12 protein-coding genes are annotated in these 17,414 nt (G+C 69.8%); 5 read left to right on the top strand and 7 right to left on the bottom strand.

All coding sequences use genetic code 11. The features are described from left to right. Positions 1 to 71 precede the first annotated feature (71 nt). Together BUE43_RS23075 and BUE43_RS23070 are read left to right on the top strand one after the other, a co-directional pair. Positions 72 to 1,367, top strand: a complete 1,296-nt coding sequence (locus BUE43_RS23075; RefSeq protein ID WP_073486742.1) for an SPASM domain-containing protein — start codon at positions 72 to 74, stop codon at positions 1,365 to 1,367. Further along, a complete protein-coding gene (locus BUE43_RS23070; RefSeq protein WP_159447776.1) occupies positions 1,364 to 3,430 on the top strand; it encodes a DegT/DnrJ/EryC1/StrS family aminotransferase in 2,067 nt (688 codons plus the stop codon). Before BUE43_RS23075 ends, BUE43_RS23070 begins: the two co-directional genes overlap by 4 nt. Positions 3,431 to 3,497: 67 nt before the next feature. Here BUE43_RS23070 and BUE43_RS23065 read toward each other — a convergent pair whose 3' ends face one another. Beyond that, complete coding sequence (locus BUE43_RS23065; RefSeq protein WP_083960049.1) at positions 3,498 to 4,451, bottom strand: aldo/keto reductase; 954 nt, start codon at positions 4,449 to 4,451, stop codon at positions 3,498 to 3,500. Between the two features lie 225 nt (positions 4,452 to 4,676). On the opposite strand from BUE43_RS23065, the gene BUE43_RS23060 reads away from it, so the two are divergent. After that, positions 4,677 to 5,729 carry a phosphotransferase enzyme family protein gene (locus tag BUE43_RS23060; protein ID WP_073486736.1) on the top strand — a complete coding sequence of 351 codons (1,053 nt, stop codon included), beginning with the start codon at positions 4,677 to 4,679 and terminating at the stop codon, positions 5,727 to 5,729. Further along, positions 5,726 to 6,574: a hypothetical protein gene (locus tag BUE43_RS23055; RefSeq protein ID WP_073486734.1), complete on the top strand. Its 849-nt coding sequence runs from the start codon at positions 5,726 to 5,728 to the stop codon at positions 6,572 to 6,574. The genes BUE43_RS23060 and BUE43_RS23055 overlap by 4 nt, the downstream gene beginning before the upstream one ends. Positions 6,575 to 6,703: 129 nt before the next feature. Here the strand turns inward: BUE43_RS23055 and BUE43_RS23050 are convergent, their stop codons facing one another. The 3 genes from BUE43_RS23050 to BUE43_RS23040 form a co-directional block, all read right to left on the bottom strand. Further along, entirely contained in the window at positions 6,704 to 7,489 is a 786-nt protein-coding gene (locus BUE43_RS23050) for a glycosyltransferase family A protein (protein ID WP_073486732.1), read from the bottom strand. 57 nt (positions 7,490 to 7,546) lie between these two features. Further along, complete coding sequence (gene phoA / locus BUE43_RS23045; protein ID WP_073486730.1) at positions 7,547 to 8,935, bottom strand: alkaline phosphatase; 1,389 nt, start codon at positions 8,933 to 8,935, stop codon at positions 7,547 to 7,549. Between the two features lie 165 nt (positions 8,936 to 9,100). Continuing rightward, the gene (locus tag BUE43_RS23040; RefSeq protein ID WP_159447774.1) at positions 9,101 to 10,267 is read right to left on the bottom strand and encodes a GNAT family N-acetyltransferase; all 1,167 of its coding nucleotides are present in this window, start codon (positions 10,265 to 10,267) and stop codon (positions 9,101 to 9,103) included. Positions 10,268 to 10,553: 286 nt separating this feature from the next. Between BUE43_RS23040 and BUE43_RS23035 the strand changes: the two genes are divergently transcribed. Beyond that, positions 10,554 to 11,477, top strand: coding sequence for a radical SAM protein (locus BUE43_RS23035; protein ID WP_073486725.1), 924 nt, complete (start codon positions 10,554 to 10,556; stop codon positions 11,475 to 11,477). A 178-nt stretch (positions 11,478 to 11,655) separates the two neighbouring features. Here the strand turns inward: BUE43_RS23035 and BUE43_RS23030 are convergent, their stop codons facing one another. Genes BUE43_RS23030 through BUE43_RS23020 form a run of 3 tightly spaced genes read right to left on the bottom strand, consistent with a single transcriptional unit; the run spans position 11,656 to position 17,283 of the window. Next, the gene (locus BUE43_RS23030) at positions 11,656 to 12,981 is read right to left on the bottom strand and encodes a serine hydrolase domain-containing protein (protein WP_073486723.1); all 1,326 of its coding nucleotides are present in this window, start codon (positions 12,979 to 12,981) and stop codon (positions 11,656 to 11,658) included. Positions 12,982 to 12,986: 5 nt separating this feature from the next. Beyond that, positions 12,987 to 14,138 carry a serine hydrolase domain-containing protein gene (locus BUE43_RS23025; RefSeq protein WP_073486721.1) on the bottom strand — a complete coding sequence of 384 codons (1,152 nt, stop codon included), beginning with the start codon at positions 14,136 to 14,138 and terminating at the stop codon, positions 12,987 to 12,989. Positions 14,139 to 14,196: 58 nt separating this feature from the next. After that, positions 14,197 to 17,283: an AfsR/SARP family transcriptional regulator gene (locus BUE43_RS23020; protein ID WP_234995862.1), complete on the bottom strand. Its 3,087-nt coding sequence runs from the start codon at positions 17,281 to 17,283 to the stop codon at positions 14,197 to 14,199. Between the last annotated feature and the right edge of the window lie 131 nt (positions 17,284 to 17,414).

The following is a 17,414-nucleotide window of genomic DNA, read 5'->3' as shown; positions in this document are numbered from 1 at the left end:
GTCCCGCTCCTCGCTCAAGGCGTGTGACCCCACCCGCCTCGTGCCGGCCGGGTTCCTGGGAGGAGGCGAACATGTCCGAGACGCAGGGGGATGCCGTGGCTTCCGCCGGCACCGCGTTGAGGATCGCGAACCAGGAGCGCAACGTCCGCGAGTTCGAGCGAGGCGCCCTCGTGTTGGCGAGCCGGCCCCAGGTCCTGTTCCTGGAGTTGACGGAGAACTGCAACCTCTCATGCCCCATGTGCCGGTCCGCGGGGCCGTTCGACCGGTCCAAAAACATGAGTGAGGAGCTCTTCACCCGGGTCGCGCGGGAGCTGTTCCCCACCACCGCGATCGTCGACCTGCGCGGGTGGGGGGAGAGCACCGTCCTCCGCCGGTTCCCCGACCTCGTCGAACGCACCGCCGCCTCCGGGGCCCGGATCAGAATCGTGACGAACCTGACCGTGCCCAACGAATCCCTGTGGCGCTCCCTCGTCCGTCACCGCGCACTGATCGCGGTCTCCTTCGACGCCGCGACAGCGACCACCTTCGCGCGTCTTCGGCGGGGCAGCAAGCTCCCGGTCATCCTGGACAACCTCGCGGTTCTGGTCGACGAGGCCCGACGCGTCGGCGCCGGCACCGGAGGAATCCAGCTCAACGTCGTGGTCCAGCCCTCGGCGGTTCCCGAGCTCCCCGCGATCGTGGGGATCGCCGCCGATCTCGGGCTGACCAGGGTCGCGCTCAACCCGCTCAGCGTGGAGGAGAGCTCTCCCGACCACCTGTCGCGGCACCGCGACGAGCTCGCGTGCGCGTTGCGGGAGGCGGAGAAGGTGGCCGCGGACCGCGGTGTCACGGTCCGGATCAACGCCGCGCTGGACGAGACGTGGGCGCTGCCCCAGCACTCCGCGAAACGGTGCACTCACCCGTGGATGTACTGCTACATCAACTACCGCGGCCAGGTCGGGTTCTGCGACCACCTCATCGGCGCTCCGGGCCAGCGGTACCTCCTCGGCGACCTGAACACCACCAGCTTCGAGGAGGTCTGGAACGGTGCGGCGTACCAGAAGCTGCGGGCCGAGCACGTGCTGTGGGAGCAGGGGCTGAGCGAGCGGTTCGCCGAATGCAACTGGTGTTACCGCAACCGCTACGTCGACTTCGACGAACACACCTACCCGCCGTACCGCAGGCACGTGGTGAACCTGACCACCACCTGCCCCCTCACCGAGCAGTCCCATGCCACGACACCGAAGGCAACTCCGGGCAATCGCGTGCTTCCGGTCCTCAACCTCGACGCGGGTGCCGAACCGGGGGCTGGCCGCGACGCGTGCCGCCCAAGAACCGGGGCCCCGCCATCGTCACCAACCCAGCACTCGACGGAGGCACCTCGGTGAAGACCCCACCGCACGGAACCGGTCGTTGGCCGCGCTGGCCGGACACCGACCACCGCACCCTCCAACACCTGGCGGCGACGCTGTTGAGCGGGCGGTTGGCGGTCAGCGGGGCGAAGAGCACCTGGCCCGGCCGGGGACAGGCGGCGGCGACCGCTCTGGCCACCGCGCTGGGACGGCGCCACGCGGTGCTCACGACCAACGGCTCGACCGCCATCGTCGTGGCCCTGCACGCCCTGGGCATCGGCCCCGGCGACGTCGTCCTCATGCCCGCGACAACCTGGGTGGCGTGCGCGACCGCGGTGCTCCGCGTGGGAGCCCGCCCCGCCTTCTTCGACGCGACGGAAGGCTCTCCCTGCGGGCCGACCAGCACCACCGACACCCCGTCGGCGGTGCTCGGCATCCACCTCTACGCGCAGCACTGCGACATCGCCGCGGTCAGGGAGGCCTTCCCCGGTGTCCCCGTCATCGAGGACGCCTCGCACAGCCACTTCGCGCTGACCGCGTCCGGGCGGCGCACCGCGACCCTAGGAGATCTGAGTGTTCTGAGCCTGCAGGCCACCAAGTTGCTGACGTGCGGTGAGGGCGGCGCCGTCCTCACCGACAGCGACGAGATGGCGGCCCGCCTGGAGTCGCTGGTGATGGACTCGAGGCGTCGTGCCGCGAAGGTCGCCGAGACGGCCCCGAACGAACTCGAGCCCGCCCTGCTCCTGCACGGTGCGAACCACGCCCCGCCGGAGCTCAGCTCGGCGCTCCTCCTCGACCAACTGGCCCGGTTCCCCGCACAGGCCGAGACGAGAAGCCGTGGGGCACGGGCGTTTCGAGCGGCGTTGCGTGGCTCCCGGTGGGAGTGCGTCTGCGACGAGGCGGCGACCACGTCAGGGGCGTTCTACGGCCTGGTGCTGCGGGTGCCCGAGGGCGTGGGACACCCCGCGTCGGTGGTCGAACACGTCCACCGCCGAACAGGTCTCGTCCTCGACACCGTCTACCCGCCCGTCCCTCTGGGCCCCCTGTACCGCCCGTCGACCATCGCCCAGTTCGCGCCCTCGGCCGCCTGGCAGCACGACGACTTCCCTCTGTCGCAGTGGTGGCATGACCGGAGTGTGGTCGTGCCCCACCATGCCTTCCTGGCACCGGAGTGGCAGGTTCACGACCTCGCCGAGGCGTTGCGGGAGCTGGCTCCATCCCCAGCGCTCCGGCCAGCGGTCGCTGGGCGACGGTGGGGCCGGGGCGACGCCCCGCCGACCATTGAGGTCGTGGTCGTGACCAACGGCAACAGGCAGCAGTACCTGCGCAGAGCACTGACGAGTGTGGCTCAGCAGCAGGTGGCGGCCATGGTCAAGGTGACCCTGGTGGTCGACGGCGTCGGCGGGCGCGCAGCCGCCGCGGCGTCTGGGACCGCGCTGCCCGTCCAGGTCGTCGAGGTGGCTGCCACCGGGCTTCCAGCCCACCCGTTCGAGCGCGTCGCGGTTCTCCGCGAGATCGCCGCGACCGTCGTCGACGGGGACTACGTCGCCTTCCTCGACGACGACAACGAGTGGGAGGCCGATCACCTGGCCACTCTTTTGGCGGAGGCGACGAGAGGCTTCCCGGCCGTGCACTCCTGGCGTCAACTCGTCGACGGTGACGGCAAGCCGGTCCTCGTCCGCCGCTTCCCCTGGCTCCCGCCGGGAGCGGGCTCGCGGGAGCGGTTCACCGAGTTCGTTCGACAGGGCGTCATGTCACCGGACAGCCCCGTGGTCCGGGACCGGGTCCTGGCGGACGGCCATCCGTCGGCCACCGCGATGGTGGACATGGGCGAGTGGCTGCTGGAGCGCGACCTGCTCAGGGTGGTGAGGTTCCACCGGCCCAGAACACCGGAGGAGCTCGCTGAACGTTACGGCGAGGACGATGTTCTCCTCGAACAACTGATCGCCCTCAGGGTTCCTGTTGGTTGCACACGACGCGCGTCACTGCGCTACCGCCTCGGCGGCATGTCCTGCCCGGACTACCGCACAGCAAGCCCCAACGCACCGGATGCGGCCCCAGAGCGACAGGACGCCCGCGACGCCGCGCCCGCGACATGAGACCGGCGGAACCGTGTCCCCATCGGACTGTGGCGGCGGGGCCGCGACAGCCGACCACAACACCGGCTCAGCCCATGACCGTGTCCCTGGCCACCGGGTCCAGTGACGCGGGGAGCGGTCCTCCCGCCACCAGCCAACGCAGCAGCCCTTGGTCGAGTCGGACGTCCAGCGCGTCGAGAGCGATGGCGAGTTGGGCCTCGTCCTGGGGACCGATCAGGGGAAACGTCGGCACCGGCTGGGCGAGGACGAAGGCCAACGCGACGTTGATGGCCCGCACACCCAGCACCGCGGCCACCACCTCCGCACGCCGTCGGCGCTCCCTGTTGTCCTCGTCGTCCCAGCAACGCCACATCTTCGGGTCGAGCAGTTCGGGGCGTACGTCCGAGAAGAACCCGCGCGCCTGGCTGGACCAGGGCAACAGGGCGAGGCGGCGTTCGACGAGCCACTCCAGATCCGCCTCGTCGACGCCCACACATCCCGGGTACAGGGGGCTTGTCATCCGGGCCAGCGAGAAGTGGTTGCTCAGGGCGACGAAGCCCTGGGCCCCGGTGGCCATGGCACAGGCGTCGGCCTCTCGTACCCGAGACGTCATCCAGTTCGATGCCCCGTAGGCGTGAATCCGGCCCGTCCGCGCCTCGGCTTCGAGCGCGTCCACCCACTCGCCGGCCGGAACCTGTTCGTCGTCGCGGTGCAGCAGGTAGAGGTCGATGCAGTCGACACCGAGCCTGTCGAGCGAAGCGGACACGTCCCGCGCAACGTGCTCCGGAGAACAACGGGGAGGATGTGCGCCTTTCCCGACAAGAACGACCGAGTCGCCGGGCCCGCGCTCACGCAACCACCGGCCGACCACGGATTCGCAGGTTCCGTCGCCGTAGGCGGCGGCGACGTCCAGAGCTGTTCCGCCTTCCAGGACGAAGGCGTCGAGAAGAGGAGCGGCCTGCTCGTACGAGCGCATACCGGAAGTCCCGAGCACGATCCGGGAGAGAGGACGACGGACTCCAGGAATAGATCCGTATTCCATGTCGGAACCGTAACAGCGGATTCGGGAATCCGCTGGAGCTGATCTCACGACCCGTCCCGCGCGGGGCCACTACCGAGGGTTGTGCCGCGCCCCACCCGGTCCTGTCACTCGCTGGTGTGCAGTACCTGGCCCATCTGGTGGGGACAGCCGGGTACGACGGAGAAGGTGGGGGCAGTCTGAGTGGTTGTACAGGGAGTGAGGACGTTTCCGTTGTCGGGAGGTGGGATGGTTCGTCACCACGCCGGCCTCGGCACCCTGTTGGACCTGGGGAGCGCTGCTCGCTATCTGTCGGAGTACTACTCGCTCCCCGTTGGTGACGCGCGTCTGTCTCCCGTGGCGTACGGACTCACGGGTCAGATCTGGAAACTGAGCAACGGGTCCGATCGATTCGCGGTGAAGGAGTCCTTCTGGGAGGAGATCGACGAGGAGGCGGCGTGGCGGGAAGCGGCGTTCACGCGCGCGGTTCGCGATGTCGGAGTGGGCTGCCCAGAAAGTGTTCTCGCGGGGAACGGGGAGTACCTGTGTCGTCTGCCGGTGGCCCTGAGTGGTGCGCTGGTGCGTGTGCACAGTTGGGTCGACGGTGAAGTGGTCCGGTCAACACGCGGAACTGTCGCTCGGTGGGTCGGCCGCACTCTTGGTCGTCTGCACGCTCTGCGATTTCCTGCGCGAGGGGAACCGGACCGGTGGTACGAGAAGGTTCCCTCCCCGGAGGAGTGGCGGGATCTGCTGCGAAGGGTCAGGTGGCACCATGTGCCCTGGGGGCGACGACTGGAGAATCTCCTTCCCGCGATCGACGAGATCTCGACGCTGGTCCGTCCGATCCCACGTGACGAACTCATCACCTGTCATCTGGACTTCTCGCCGGACAACGTCCTCGCGGGCCCCTCCGGCACGTTCCACCTGGTGGACTGGGAGAACTCCGGACCCGGCTCGGCCGAACAGGAACTGGCCTTCGTGCTCCTGACGTGGCACGCCCACGGCGACACCGTGGACGAGGTCGCCGTGGCCGACACGATGAGCGCCTACCGGGAGGCGGGTGGACCGGGCCGGGTCCGCGACATCTCCTCCTGTTCCCTGTTCGTGGCCACGGTTGTCAACAACCTGTACACACAGGCCTCGGTCGCGATCACCGCCGACGTCTCCCAGGAGCACCGGGAGAGAGGGAGGGCCAACGCGGAGGCCGCGCTGGGCGACTTTCCTTCTTCGCTTCTTCTGGAGAATCTCGTTCACCTCGCCAGGAGTGAGGGCCAGGTGCGGGAGGAGCGAGGGCTGCGATGAGTACGGTCACGCTGGTCGGGGTCATCGGTCCGGTCGAGCCCGAGCTGCTGACGGCGTGGTGCCGCCACTACCAGGAGGCGGGGATAGAGCGGTTCGCCGTCGCTTTGCATCGTGTGGACGTGGACAAGGCCGCGCAGGACGAGCTGGCTACCGCCATGCGCGAGACGACCGGGTGCGCCCCGGAACTGACCGTGACCGGCCCCTGGCACGAGTGCGTTCACGGCGACCTCCGCGACCAGCTCCGCGCCCGCGCCGGCGACGGGTGGCACGTGATCGCTGACTCCGACGAGTTCCAGCAGCACGTCGACGGGATCGGCGCCTCCCTCCGCGCCGCGGAGGCCGGCGGCCAGGGCGTGCTGGGCGGGCTGCTCCTCGATCGCGTGGCGGCTGACGGGAGTCTTCCGGCGTGGCGGGCGGACGTGGGTCTGGACCGCAGCTATCCCCTGGGTGGGCTGCTCACCCATCTCGTGACCCGAGGTGAGGCCCGCAAGATCGTGCTCGCGCACTCCTCGGTCGGACTCTCCCCGGGGAACCACCGTGCGCCTGGACGCCGGCCGCCCTCCGGGACAGTGGTGCCGGTCCACCACTTCAAGTGGCGGGCAGGAGTCGAGTCGGACCTCAGACGGCGGATCGAGAACTTCGGCACTCGCTGGGTCGAGTTCGACCCGGCAGTGCGGACCGAGGCGGAACGGCTGCTCACCTACGTCGCGCTCAACAACGGCCGGATCGACGTCACCCACGGTCCGGTGCTGTTCAGACCGGTCTCCCTCCGCGATGTCCCGCCGTGGTGGGACGCGGAAGCTCGGGCCCTGGTACGAGAGGTGGAGGCCGTCCGAGGACTGTGAGGTGTGGGACGTGACGTGAGGCCAGGTCGCTCGCCTGGCCCCGGTGGCCCTGCCGAGGACGGAGCGGCCGTCGTCGATCCGCCCCGGAAAGCGCGTGAACAGGTGAGCCGACGAGGTCGCCTCGTCGCATCAGGAGCGCTGCGCGCCGCGTATTCGGAACGAGTCCTTGAAGGACCGGAGAGCCTCCGCCCGGATGGCGATGATCCGGCGGCGCGCGTTCCTCTCCTCTGGTTCGAAGTGTGCGGGTTGAGCCGTCATCTGCCTGTCCCAGCACCGGTACAGCAGCCCGACTTCCTCGCTGTACCAGCCGTCGGAGACCGCGTCGAGCGCCAACATCAGAGCGGTGTCCTCGGACGCCGGCAGGGCCATCCACCCCCCGAGGGCGAGGAGCGTCCGCATCCGTACGCACAGCGTCGCTGGATGGACGAGGAGTCCCGTGTCCGTGGGGGACCAGTAGCTGGAGAGGAGTTCGCCGGAGGTGACACGACCGGCGGGCGGCGTCCGCGCGGAGTGGGGCCGCTGCCCGCCACCAGGCCAGAACTCGATGACGCGGCTGGCTGCCCAGTGCACGTCAGGTTGGCTCAGCCCGTGGATGTCGCGCATGAGTGAACCCTGCGCGAGACGGTCGTCGGCGTTGAGCGTCTTCGCCAGCTCGCCCCTCGCCCGCGCCAAGGTCATGGTTCGTGCGACGCCGGGGCCACCGGTCCGGGAGGCTCGGTACGACAGACGAGGTTCGTCTCCGGGAAGCACAGCGCGGATCTGGGCGCGGTGATCCTCATCCATGCTGTCGCACTGCACGAGCCACTCCCACTCCCAGCCTGCCGGCAGCTCCTGGGTCCGCAGCGACTCGTAGGTTTCAGGCAAGTGCTCGTGCATTCCCGGCGCCACCGCGGTGATCACGGAGAGCACTGGCATCGGTCACCCCTCGGCAGCCGCCCGAAGTACTGGAAGATCCAGGGGAAGCGGGTTTGGTCACTGGATCCCGAGTGCTCGGCACAGGGTGTGGAAGAGATCCGTCTGGTCGGTGACGCCGACCACGTTGGCGGCCTGTGGGCCGTAGCCGGCGATGCGGACCTGGGTGCCGGTGTGCTCCTGGGACTGGCCGGCGGGGTTGGTGGCGTAGTTGATGGTCATCGGGGCGCCGTCGTGGGTGACCAGGGTGGCGGTCTGGCCGGGGCTCTTGGCGTCGTTGGGGATGATCTGGCTGGTGTGGCCGTGGTCGGCGGTCACGATGACCAGCGTGTCGGGGTGGTTCTTGGCATAGGTCATGCCGGCCGCGACGGCGTCGTCGAACCCGATGGTCTCGCCGATCTGGCCGCAGGGGTTGGCGGCGTGGTCCTGCTTGTCGATGCTGGCGCCCTCGACCTGGAGGAAGAAACCCTTGTCGTTGTGTTCGAGGAGGTCGAGTGCCCTGCGGGTCATGTCCGCCAGCTTCGGCTGGCTGGCGGGCAGGGCGGTGTTGGGTTGGCAGGTGGTGGGGGCGGTGCCACCGACCTTCGCGCCCGGCCCGGTCCACTGCAGGTCCATGTTGCCGTCGGTGAACAGGCCCAGCACCGGCTTGTCGGCGTGGGCGTCGCGCAGGCTGTTGGCGTCGGTGACGACCTGGTAGTCGGCGGCCTTGGCCTGGTCCAGGACGGTCTTCCCGGCGAAGGGGCCGGCCTTGACGGTCTGGCGGAAGTACTTGGCGCCGCCGCCGAGCAGGACGTCGGGGCGGGTCTGGACGAGTTGCTCGGCGATGGAGCCGGCGCCGCCGTTCTCCTTGGCGTTGACGGCGCACTTCGCGCTGGTCTCGTCCGGCCCCTTGCAAGCTCTCTCAACCACGTGAGCGCCCAATGCGGCGGGCGTGGAGTCCTGCACCTCGGCGGTGGTCACGTCACCGGTGCGGAAACCGTTGCGCTTGGCCAGCTCCAGGATCGTCGGAAGTGGCTGCCCGTGAGCATCGACACCGATCGCCCCGTTGTAGGTCTTCTTCCCAGTTGCCCAGGCCGTCGCCGACGCCGATGAATCAGTGACGTAGTCCGGCTTGCTGGGGTCGCCTCGTGTCACGGCGTAGGTGGTGTAGGCGCCGGTGAGCGGCAGGGCGTCCATGGCCAGCCGGCCGGCGGCGCCCTTGGCGTAGTTGCGGGCGATGGTGATCTCGGAGTCGCCCATCCCGTCGCCGATGAACAGGATCACGTTGCGGGCCCTGCCACCCTGGATCGCTCGAAGGAGAACGTCGGTGCGGTCCACAGAGGATTCGACCTGCGTGGAGGGGGTCTGCGACGAGTCGCCCTGGGCGGTCGCGCACGCAGCGCCCACGAACACCACCACCCCCAGGATTCCGCTCGCGATACCCCGGCGCGGCCCGCTCAGCACAGCCATCGACGGCCTCCTTCCCCGACCCATGATGCCCAAGCGCCACATCCACGGCCCGGCACGAAAGAGGGACTGCGCGACGTCACCACGAGAGGGGCGCTCACCGACGGGGAGAGGACACCCGTCTGACCGGGGAGGCGCCCCGACGTGGAGCCGCTCGGCCGACGGAGGTCAGGTCGAGCCACGTCGCTGGTTCAGTCCGAGGTCCACGCACACGTCCCGGTCGCGTCCGACCAGTGCTCCCGCACAAGCGGCGCCCAGGGAAGCGGGCCAACGCACGCCGGCGTACAACGGTTCCAGCAGACAACCGCGACGCGATTTCCCGAGATATGCGCCCGTGCCGAAGCAGTAGCGGCGTATCCCGTGTCGGGCTCCCCAGATGAGGGGGTCGTAGAACATGAGGTTGAAGTAGGCGTGGGTGCCCCGGGTCAGAGGGTAGTCGAAACCCAGGTTGCGGATGTGCAGGGTCTCCCCGTCACGCAAGCAGACGCACAGGCCGACGGGCCTGTCACCGGCTTTCGCCAAGAACACCAGTACGTGCTCGTCGACGGTGCTCGCCAGGTCCGCGTAATCCGCCAACACCGCGTCGACGGAGTTCGGCGCGTTGTACTTGCGCGCCAGGCCCATCTCCAGCAGGGCCGTCTGCTCGTCAAGCGCTCGGGTGGTTTCGTGGACGGACGTTCGCAGGCCGCTGGCCAGGTACTCCCGACGCTCCTTGCGGATGTGGCTGCGTCGGCCGCGTGGGAGAAACGCGACGTAGCCGTCGAAGTCCACCCACTCGGCCTCCAGGACTGTGTTCGCGCCGACCACGCCGTGTTCGTCGAAGTCCAGCTTCTCGGTCAGCTCGCCGGCGAGCCGAGCGTCGGTGAGGTACGCGAACGTGAGCACCGCGTTGTCCTCCGCGGCCAAGTTCCGTGCTGTTCCCACGATGGCGGCGCGGACCTGACGTGCCGCCGTCTCCGACAGGTGGTCGGCCGTGCGGAGCAGGCAGTGCGTGCCCGAAACGGCGGAGAAGAGCTGCGGGTAGAAGCACGCCTTCGGCACTGCTGGCGGGCGTATCAGTGTGGACACGTCGTAGTTGGCCTCAGCCAACGACTCCTGCGCTGTCCGGCGCAATGCCGTGACACCCAGGAGCACACCCGCGTCATCCCGTGCCACCACGTAGAGCATGCGACCGCGAGAACGGCGATCGCAGTACCGCAGCCAGGCCGCTGACTCGTGAAGCCGGGGACGCGGTGCGAACTGCTCGTACGCCGATGTGAAGCCGTCCACTCCGTCGTGGGTGGAAACAACGATCTTCGCGGTGTTCTTCCTCTGCTCCGGACGTGCTGGGGACACCTTCAGGTGCTCCTTCTCGCCAACCGACAGGGAACGTGCCAGGTCAGGAAGAGCTGCCCTCGTCCGCGCCGGACGCATCGCGGACCCGTGCGGGCACCCTACTTCGTCCACACCTTCCACGCCCGCGCGCTGAGGGACTGAAACCGGGGCCTGGAGCAGCGGTCGTGTGTGCGACGCGCTGTGGCCTGCACCGGCAAGCCGACGCTGCGATACTGCCTCGACGGCTGCTCCCACCACTTCTCTGTTCGTTCGACTCGACCTTCTCCTGGCGTTGGCGGGTGAGACGATGAGCTACGAGCTGGTCGACGGTAGAGTGGTGACCCCGGAAGGCTGCGAGCTGAACGTGGTGCGCCACTGCAATCTCGGCTGCGCCTCCTGCAGCCACCTCTCGCCCGTCTTCCGGCGCTCGGTCGTCGACCCCGACGTGGTGCGCGCGGATCTCGCTCTGCTGAGTCGTTTCCTGCGCGCGCGGTTCGTCAAGGTGCTCGGCGGGGAGCCGCTGCTGCACCGGAGGCTGCTGCCGATCCTGGAGATCATCCGTGCCAGCGGGCTCGCGCCCCGGATCCTGGTGTCCACCAACGGGGTGCTGCTTCCCAGGATGGGCGCGGACTTCTGGTCGCTCATCGACGAGATCCAGGTCTCCGTCTACCCGGGTCGCGAGCTGTCCGACGACGACCTCGCCCACATCCGACGCCGTGCCGAGCGGCACGGCGTCGCACTGACGGTGGCCTACTACTCCCACTTCCGCCACTCCTACTCGGAGCGGGGGACCGAGGACTCCCGGCTGGTCGGGGAGATCTTCACGACCTGCCAGATCGCGCACGTCTGGCGCTGTCACACCGTCTACGAGGGCCACTTCTTCCGCTGCCCGCAGTCGGTCTTCCTGCCCAGGGTCATCGGTCGCCCGAACGACCCGTGGGCCGACGGGCTGCGTCTGGAGGACCGCCCGGACATGGCCGGGCGGCTGCTGGCCTATCTCACCTCGCCACGTCCACTGCTGGCGTGCCGCAACTGCCTCGGCAGCGTCGGCAAACGGCTGCCCCACCACCAGCTTCCCAGGGCGGACTTCCGGACCCCGCAACAGAAGCGCACCGAGGAGCTGCTCGACCGGGAGTTCCTGGCCCAACTCGCCACCCGCCCCGACATGGACGACGGTTGCGTCGTCGCCGACCCGGATGAGTGGCGTGTCCGCGTGAGGGAGAGGATCTGACGCGTTGCGTGGTGGCCGGCGGCGCACCGACTTCCCAGCGAGGCTGGCTCGTTCCACTGGCAGTGGCCAGGTAGCCGACCGGGCCAGCGGGTTGCCCGCCCGCGGAAACGACACGCCGAGGGTGTGAGGCAGGTGGGGCGACGTGCCGCCCCACCTGCCTTGGTACCTGAGGTGTTGCCTATTGCTGGGTGAGGGGGATGCGGGGTAGGGCGCGGCCGGTGTGGAGGAAACGGGCTGGGCCCTGGGGATCGCCGAGGAAGTGGTAGATGTGGTGGATTCCCTGACTGGGGTGGGCCGTGATCAGGCTGTTGTTGGTGTGGGGGAGGAGTTGGAGACGTTGGGGTGGTGCTGAGCCCGCGTACTCGCCGACGGGGGTTTGCTCGGCCCAGATGGTGTTGTCTTCTCGGGTGATGGTGATCTGCGTGAGCGAGTTGGCGTAGGTGCCGAGGTAGGGGCTCGGGTCGGTGGTAGTGGCAGTGGGGGTGGGGAGTGCGGGGAGGTCGATGTCGGCGAGGTCGCGCAGGACGTGGGTGAGGAGTTCGTGGTGGAGCGGGACGGCCTCGCCGCCGTTGGTGAGGAGGACCACGGCGATGTCGTGGTCGGGGATCAGTCTGAGGAACGCGGATTGTCCGACGGTGTCGCCGTTGTGGCCGTAGATGGTTCGGCCGTCGACGTGGAAGACCTCCCAGCCCAGTGACCAGGCGTCGCCATGGCCGGTGGCGGGGGACAGTCGCATGTGCTCTGTCCACATTGTACGGACGGTCTCGGCGTCGAGCACGCTGCCGGTGAGCAGGGCGCGGGTGAACGTGAGCACGTCGCGGGCGCTCATCGCCAGGGCTGAGCCCGCGGGGGCCAGGGAACGCGGCAGGGCCCAGATCCCGGCCGGTTGCGGTGGATCGCCGAGGTGGCCCACCGCGGCCCGGTGCAGGATGGCCTGGTCCGCGTCCGTGGCGGTGCGCGTGAGGTTCAGCGGCTGGATCAGGTCATCGTGCAGGCACTGGACGTAGGGTTTGTCGTGGAGGGTCTCGATGATCCTGCCCAGCACGCAGAACCCGGCGTTGTTGTACGAGAACAGCTCTCCCGGTTGGAAGATCTGGGGTGCTGTGCCGAGCAGGTCGACGTAGCGGGCGAGTGCGTCGTCGCCCCTGCCGGTGTCGGTGAACACGTCGCCCTCGAAACCCGCCGTGTGGCACAGGAGGTGGCGGGTGGTGATCCGGGCGGCGGCCGAGTCGTCCGCGAGGCGGAAGTCCGGGAGGTAGGTGCGGACGGGGAGGTCCAGGTTGAGCACCCCCTCCTCGACCAGTCGCATGGCCAGGGTCGCGGTCACGACCTTGGTCATGGAGCCGATCTGGAACAGCGAGTCGGTGGTGACCTCGACGCCGGTCCGGGTGTTGAGCACGCCCGCGGCGTGTTCCCGGTACTCCCCGTTCGCGTACACGCCGAGCACCGCCCCGGGCACCCGGTGTTCGGCCATCAGCTCGTTGAGCCGGTTCTCCAGGTTCATCGTCGTTACGCCGCCATCCGGAAGGGAGCGCCGAAGGCCGCTTCGATGATCTGGTCGCAGGACAGGTACCAGTTCCAGTCGGCGTTGAGGTGGATGGCGACGGTGAGGGCGCCGTCCGGGGCGCCTGCGGCCATGCAGGCGGTTCCACCCTCCACACCGGACACGACGTGGAGCACGCGGCCGTCGGCCAGCTCCCACTGGGCAACCCCGGTGCCGTAGCGGGCGTGGGGAATCCAGTCCCTGGTCGGGACGGTGGTCCACATTGTCCGGTGCTGCGCCGGAGGCAGCAGGACGCCGGTGATCAGGGCGTGGATGACCCCGAGCAGGTCGCCGGTGGTCGAGACGACCCCGCCGGCCGCCCACCCGAAGTACGTCCGGTCCGTGATGTCCACCGGGTCGACCTCCGGGCCGACGAGGAACGACGCGTAGTTGTCGGGCGTGAGGCTGTCCGGGTCGACGCCGTCCCTCAGGAGCATCCTGCTGTACGCCCTGGTGTGCGGGCCGCGGAAGCGTCGCTCGTCGAAGGTCCGCGGATAGGTGTTGGTCAGCCCGAGTGGTTGGATGACCGTCCGGTCGATCTCGTCCTCGTAGCGTCGGCCGGTCACCTTCTCGATGACCGCCCCGGCGAGGTGGTAGCCCCCGTTGGCGTAGGCGAAGGCCTCCCCGGGCTCGTACCGGGGCGGAATGTCCATTTGCGACTTCAGCAGCTTCTCGACGGTCCAGACGTCGTAGCGGTGCTCGGCGAACCCCTGCCGGGTGTGGTACTTGCGCACGATCTCGGGGCTCAGGCCGGTGATTCCCAGGCCACTGGTGTGCGTGAGCAGCTGTCTGATCGTGATCCGGGTGCCGTCGTTGCCGTTGCCGCGAACCACGCCGGGCAGCCAACTGTCCACTGTGTCGTCGAGACCCAGCCTGCCCTCGGCCTCCAGCGTCAGCACCGCGGCGGCGGTGAACGCCTTGCCGACGCTGCCGGCGTGGAACTGATCCCCGGGTTCGCGGCGGCGCCCGGTCTCGCGGTCGGACACCCCGGCCGACCCGAACCAGGTGCCGTCGCCGTCCCGGATCTCGGCGGCGACGCCGGGCGCGCCTCCCTCGGCCACGACCCGGTTCAAAGCGTTTTGCACAAGCTCGTGCCTGGTGTTGGTGGAACTGGTCATGGGGAACACGCTGCCCAAGCGCTCTGACGGGCCGCTGAGAACGCGCTGACGGCGGTCGTCAGCCGGAGTGGAGCCGCGCCAGCGCTTCGGCCCGGGGCATCGCGGCGCCCCGGTCGTACGCCTGCGCGTAGGCAGTCGCGCCGAGTTGGGTGGTGAGGTCGGCGACCAGGTCACGCAGTTCCGGGTTGCCGTGGTCGAACGCACCGCGGATCACCTGGCTCATGCCGAGCGCGGTCGCCGCCCCCGTCGCGTCCCCTGTCTGGGCCAACAACCGGGCGAGCAGTTCGGCGGCCGGTGCGGCCATGTGCCGCACGGTGGCTCCGGTGGCCGCCACGTAGGGCAGCAGGTCCTTCGCCGTCGGGTCCCCGGTGTCGATGCGGAGGGCCATTCGGACCGGGGCGCTGACCGCCGCGGCGATCTGCTCGGCGGCGGGCAGGCCGCGAACGACCGTGTCCAGGCGGTCGAGCAGCCGGCCCGCGCGTTCTGGCTCTCCCTCGCGGCGGCGCAGGTCAGCCAGACCTGCCAGGGCCTCGACGCGCAGGTGCGGCTGGCCGTGCTCGACCGCCTGCCGTAGCGCGATGTCGAAGTCCTGCCGAGCCCCTGCCAGGTCGCCCGCGCGCATCCGCTGGTTCCCCAGCCGGGCCCGGTACGAGATCTCCTCCGGCGAGCCGATCTCGGCGGCGAGCGCCACGCACCGCGTCAGGGCGGCGATCGCCTGGTCGTGGCCCCCGCGCAGGGCGTGGTCCTGGGCCACGGCGGCCAGCACGAACGACAGGCCGAGCCGTTCGCCGGTCTGCTCGAACCCGCGCAACGCGCGCGCTCGGTCCGCTGCCGCGCCCGGCCAGTCGCCCTGGTCGTCGCGGATCGTGGACCGCACCCAGGCCGCGAGTGCCGCAACGCCCTGGTCGGGGTGGTCTTCGACGTCCTTGAGCAGGCGTTCGGCCAGGTCTCGGTGGCCGAGGAAGTACGCCGTGGGAGCCGTCACGATCACCAGGAACGGGTGGCGCTCCAGCGCGCCGGTGCTGATGCAGTCCTCGATGAGCGCACGTGCTCGCTCGGGATCGACGTTCACGCCGTCGTTCTGGTACAGCACGGCCATGACGGCCCGGTCGGGCGCGGGGAGGGCATCGCCGAAGCGGAGCACGTCCGCCACGAATCCGGCCGCGCGAGCATCGAAGCGCAACAGCTGCCAGTACCACAGCAGCGAGATGGTCAGTCGTGCTGCGAGATCCGCGTTGCTGTCGTTGATGGCCCCTCGCAGCGCCGAAAGCAGGTTGTCGTACTCGGCGTCGAACCACGCGATCGAGGTGAGTTGATCTCGGGTGCGGAGGCGCGGCTCGTGGTCCTCGGCCAGGGACAGGAAATACCGGGCGAAACGGTCCTCAATGGACTTCCGGTCGTTCAGGCGATCGCACGCGTAGGCCCGGATGGTCTCCAGCATCCGGTGTCGCCGGCCATCCCATTGCACCAGTGACTTGTCCACGAGGGAGCCGAGCACGTAGGCGATGTCGTGAGCGGGCAGGAGATCGTCCGCGCAGACGGCCTCCAGCGCGACGGTGGTGGCTCCGCCGGGGAAGATCGACAGCCGGGTGGCCAGGGTCCGCTCCTGCTCGGTCAGCAGGTCCCAGCTCCAGTCGACCACCGCGAGCAGCGTCCGGTGGCGCGGCAGCGCGGCCCGGCTGCCCGAGGCGAGCAGCCGGAACCGGTCGTCCAGGCGGTGGGCGATCTCGGCGGCGGTCATCGTGCGCAGCCGGGCGGCGGCGAGTTCCAGGGCGAGCGGCAGGCCGTCCAGGCGCCGGCAGATGTCGAGGACCGCGTCGTCCGCCGTGAAGGCTGGTCGGACGGCCTGAGCCCGGTCGACGAACAACCGCACCGCGTCGGTCGCCGGGTCCAGCGGATCGAGACGGCACAGGGACTCGCCGGTGATCGCCAGCGGCTCCCGGCTCGTGGCCAGGACGGTCAGCCGGGGGAGCCGTTCCAGCAGGCGGTCAGTGAACCGGGCGGCGGCCTCGACCACGTGCTCGCAGTTGTCCAGCACCAGCACGGCGGGCTCGGGGCCGATCAACTCCTCCAGCTCCGGGCGGCCGTCGGTCAGTCGAGCCCTGGTCGCGCTGAGCACGCCCAGCACCGCACCCGCGACCGCGTCGGCGTCCTCGTTGGGGCCCTCGCCGGCGCCCTCGGCAAGGGCACTCGCCAGCGGCACGAACCACACCCGGCCCTGTTCGTGGGCCGGGAGGTGGGCCGCGGCCTCGATGGCCAGCCGGGTCTTCCCCACGCCACCGGGTCCGACAACCGTGACCAGTCGGTGGGACCTGAGCTGTTCGGCGAGGTGTGACAGCTCCGCGTCGCGCCCGACGAAGCTGGTGCGTTGCGCGGGCAACCGCCCCGGTGTGAGCTTCGGGCGGGCGCCAGCGGAGGCGAGTTCGCCGCGCAGCATCGCGAGGTGGACCTGTCGCAGGTCGGCGCCGGGGTCGACGCCGAGTTGGTCGGCGAGCGCGCGGCGAACCTCCTCGTAGGCGGCCAGGGCCTCGGACTGCCGTCCCGCCTGGTAGAGCGCGCGGATCCGGAGGGCGGCCAGCCGCTCGCGCAGGGGACGGGCCGCTGGTTCCGGGTTGGCCAGCACCTCGTTGTGGCGTCCCAGGAGCAGTGCCGCTTCGCACCGGTCCTCGACGGCCCCGAGGCGCAGTTCGTCGAGGCGGGCGGCGGCGGTGCGGACGAAGGGGACGTCCGGCAGGTCGCCCAGGGGTTCGCCGGTCCACAGGTCCAACGCGGCGTCGAGGCTGACGATCGCGGCGGCGGGCTGGTCGGCGGCCAGTTCGCGGCGGCCCTGCGCGACCAGTTCCTCGAACCGGGGTGCGTCCACGTCGGCCGCGAGGCGGTAGCCGCCGCCGACCAGTTCCACCGCCTGCGCGCCTACGGCCTTGCGCAAGCGCGACACCAGTGCCTGCAACGTGTTGGTCGCGTCGGAGAGTGCGTCCGCACCCCAGAGGTCGTCGATCAGCACCGTGACGGGGACCAGGCGGCCGTGCGTCAGGGCCAGGCGGGCGAGCAGGAGGCGGACGCGGGCGCCGGGGATGGCGATCGCTGACGCGGCGGCGTAGGCCCGTACTGGGCCCAGTAGCGCCACCCGGATGCCATCGCTCACCCCTTATTGATACCGGACGGGCATTCCGGGGTATGTCGCCCCGGTGGCGTCTCCCGCGACCTCCTCCTGTGTGGACGGATCTGTTCCGGAGCAACCGATGGCGAGCTGGATCGGGCGAGGCGTGACCCCCG

Source organism: Streptoalloteichus hindustanus, from assembly GCF_900129375.1.
Lineage (GTDB): Bacteria > Actinomycetota > Actinomycetes > Mycobacteriales > Pseudonocardiaceae > Streptoalloteichus > Streptoalloteichus hindustanus.
This window is presented reverse-complemented; position numbering and strand designations above follow the sequence as displayed.

Bases quoted from the DNA above. Each gene is read 5' to 3' on its own strand.
- BUE43_RS23025 (WP_073486721.1), bottom strand. From the start codon at position 14,138: ATGACCAGTTCCACCAACACCAGGCACGAGCTTGTGCAAAACGCTTTG.
- BUE43_RS23030 (WP_073486723.1), bottom strand. From the start codon at position 12,981: ATGAACCTGGAGAACCGGCTCAACGAGCTGATGGCCGAACACCGGGTG.
- BUE43_RS23050 (WP_073486732.1), bottom strand. From the start codon at position 7,489: ATGCCAGTGCTCTCCGTGATCACCGCGGTGGCGCCGGGAATGCACGAG.
- BUE43_RS23035 (WP_073486725.1), top strand. From the start codon at position 10,554: ATGAGCTACGAGCTGGTCGACGGTAGAGTGGTGACCCCGGAAGGCTGC.
- BUE43_RS23060 (WP_073486736.1), top strand. From the start codon at position 4,677: ATGGTTCGTCACCACGCCGGCCTCGGCACCCTGTTGGACCTGGGGAGC.
- phoA (WP_073486730.1), bottom strand. From the start codon at position 8,935: ATGGCTGTGCTGAGCGGGCCGCGCCGGGGTATCGCGAGCGGAATCCTG.
- BUE43_RS23055 (WP_073486734.1), top strand. From the start codon at position 5,726: ATGAGTACGGTCACGCTGGTCGGGGTCATCGGTCCGGTCGAGCCCGAG.
- BUE43_RS23075 (WP_073486742.1), top strand. From the start codon at position 72: ATGTCCGAGACGCAGGGGGATGCCGTGGCTTCCGCCGGCACCGCGTTG.
- BUE43_RS23065 (WP_083960049.1), bottom strand. From the start codon at position 4,451: ATGGAATACGGATCTATTCCTGGAGTCCGTCGTCCTCTCTCCCGGATC.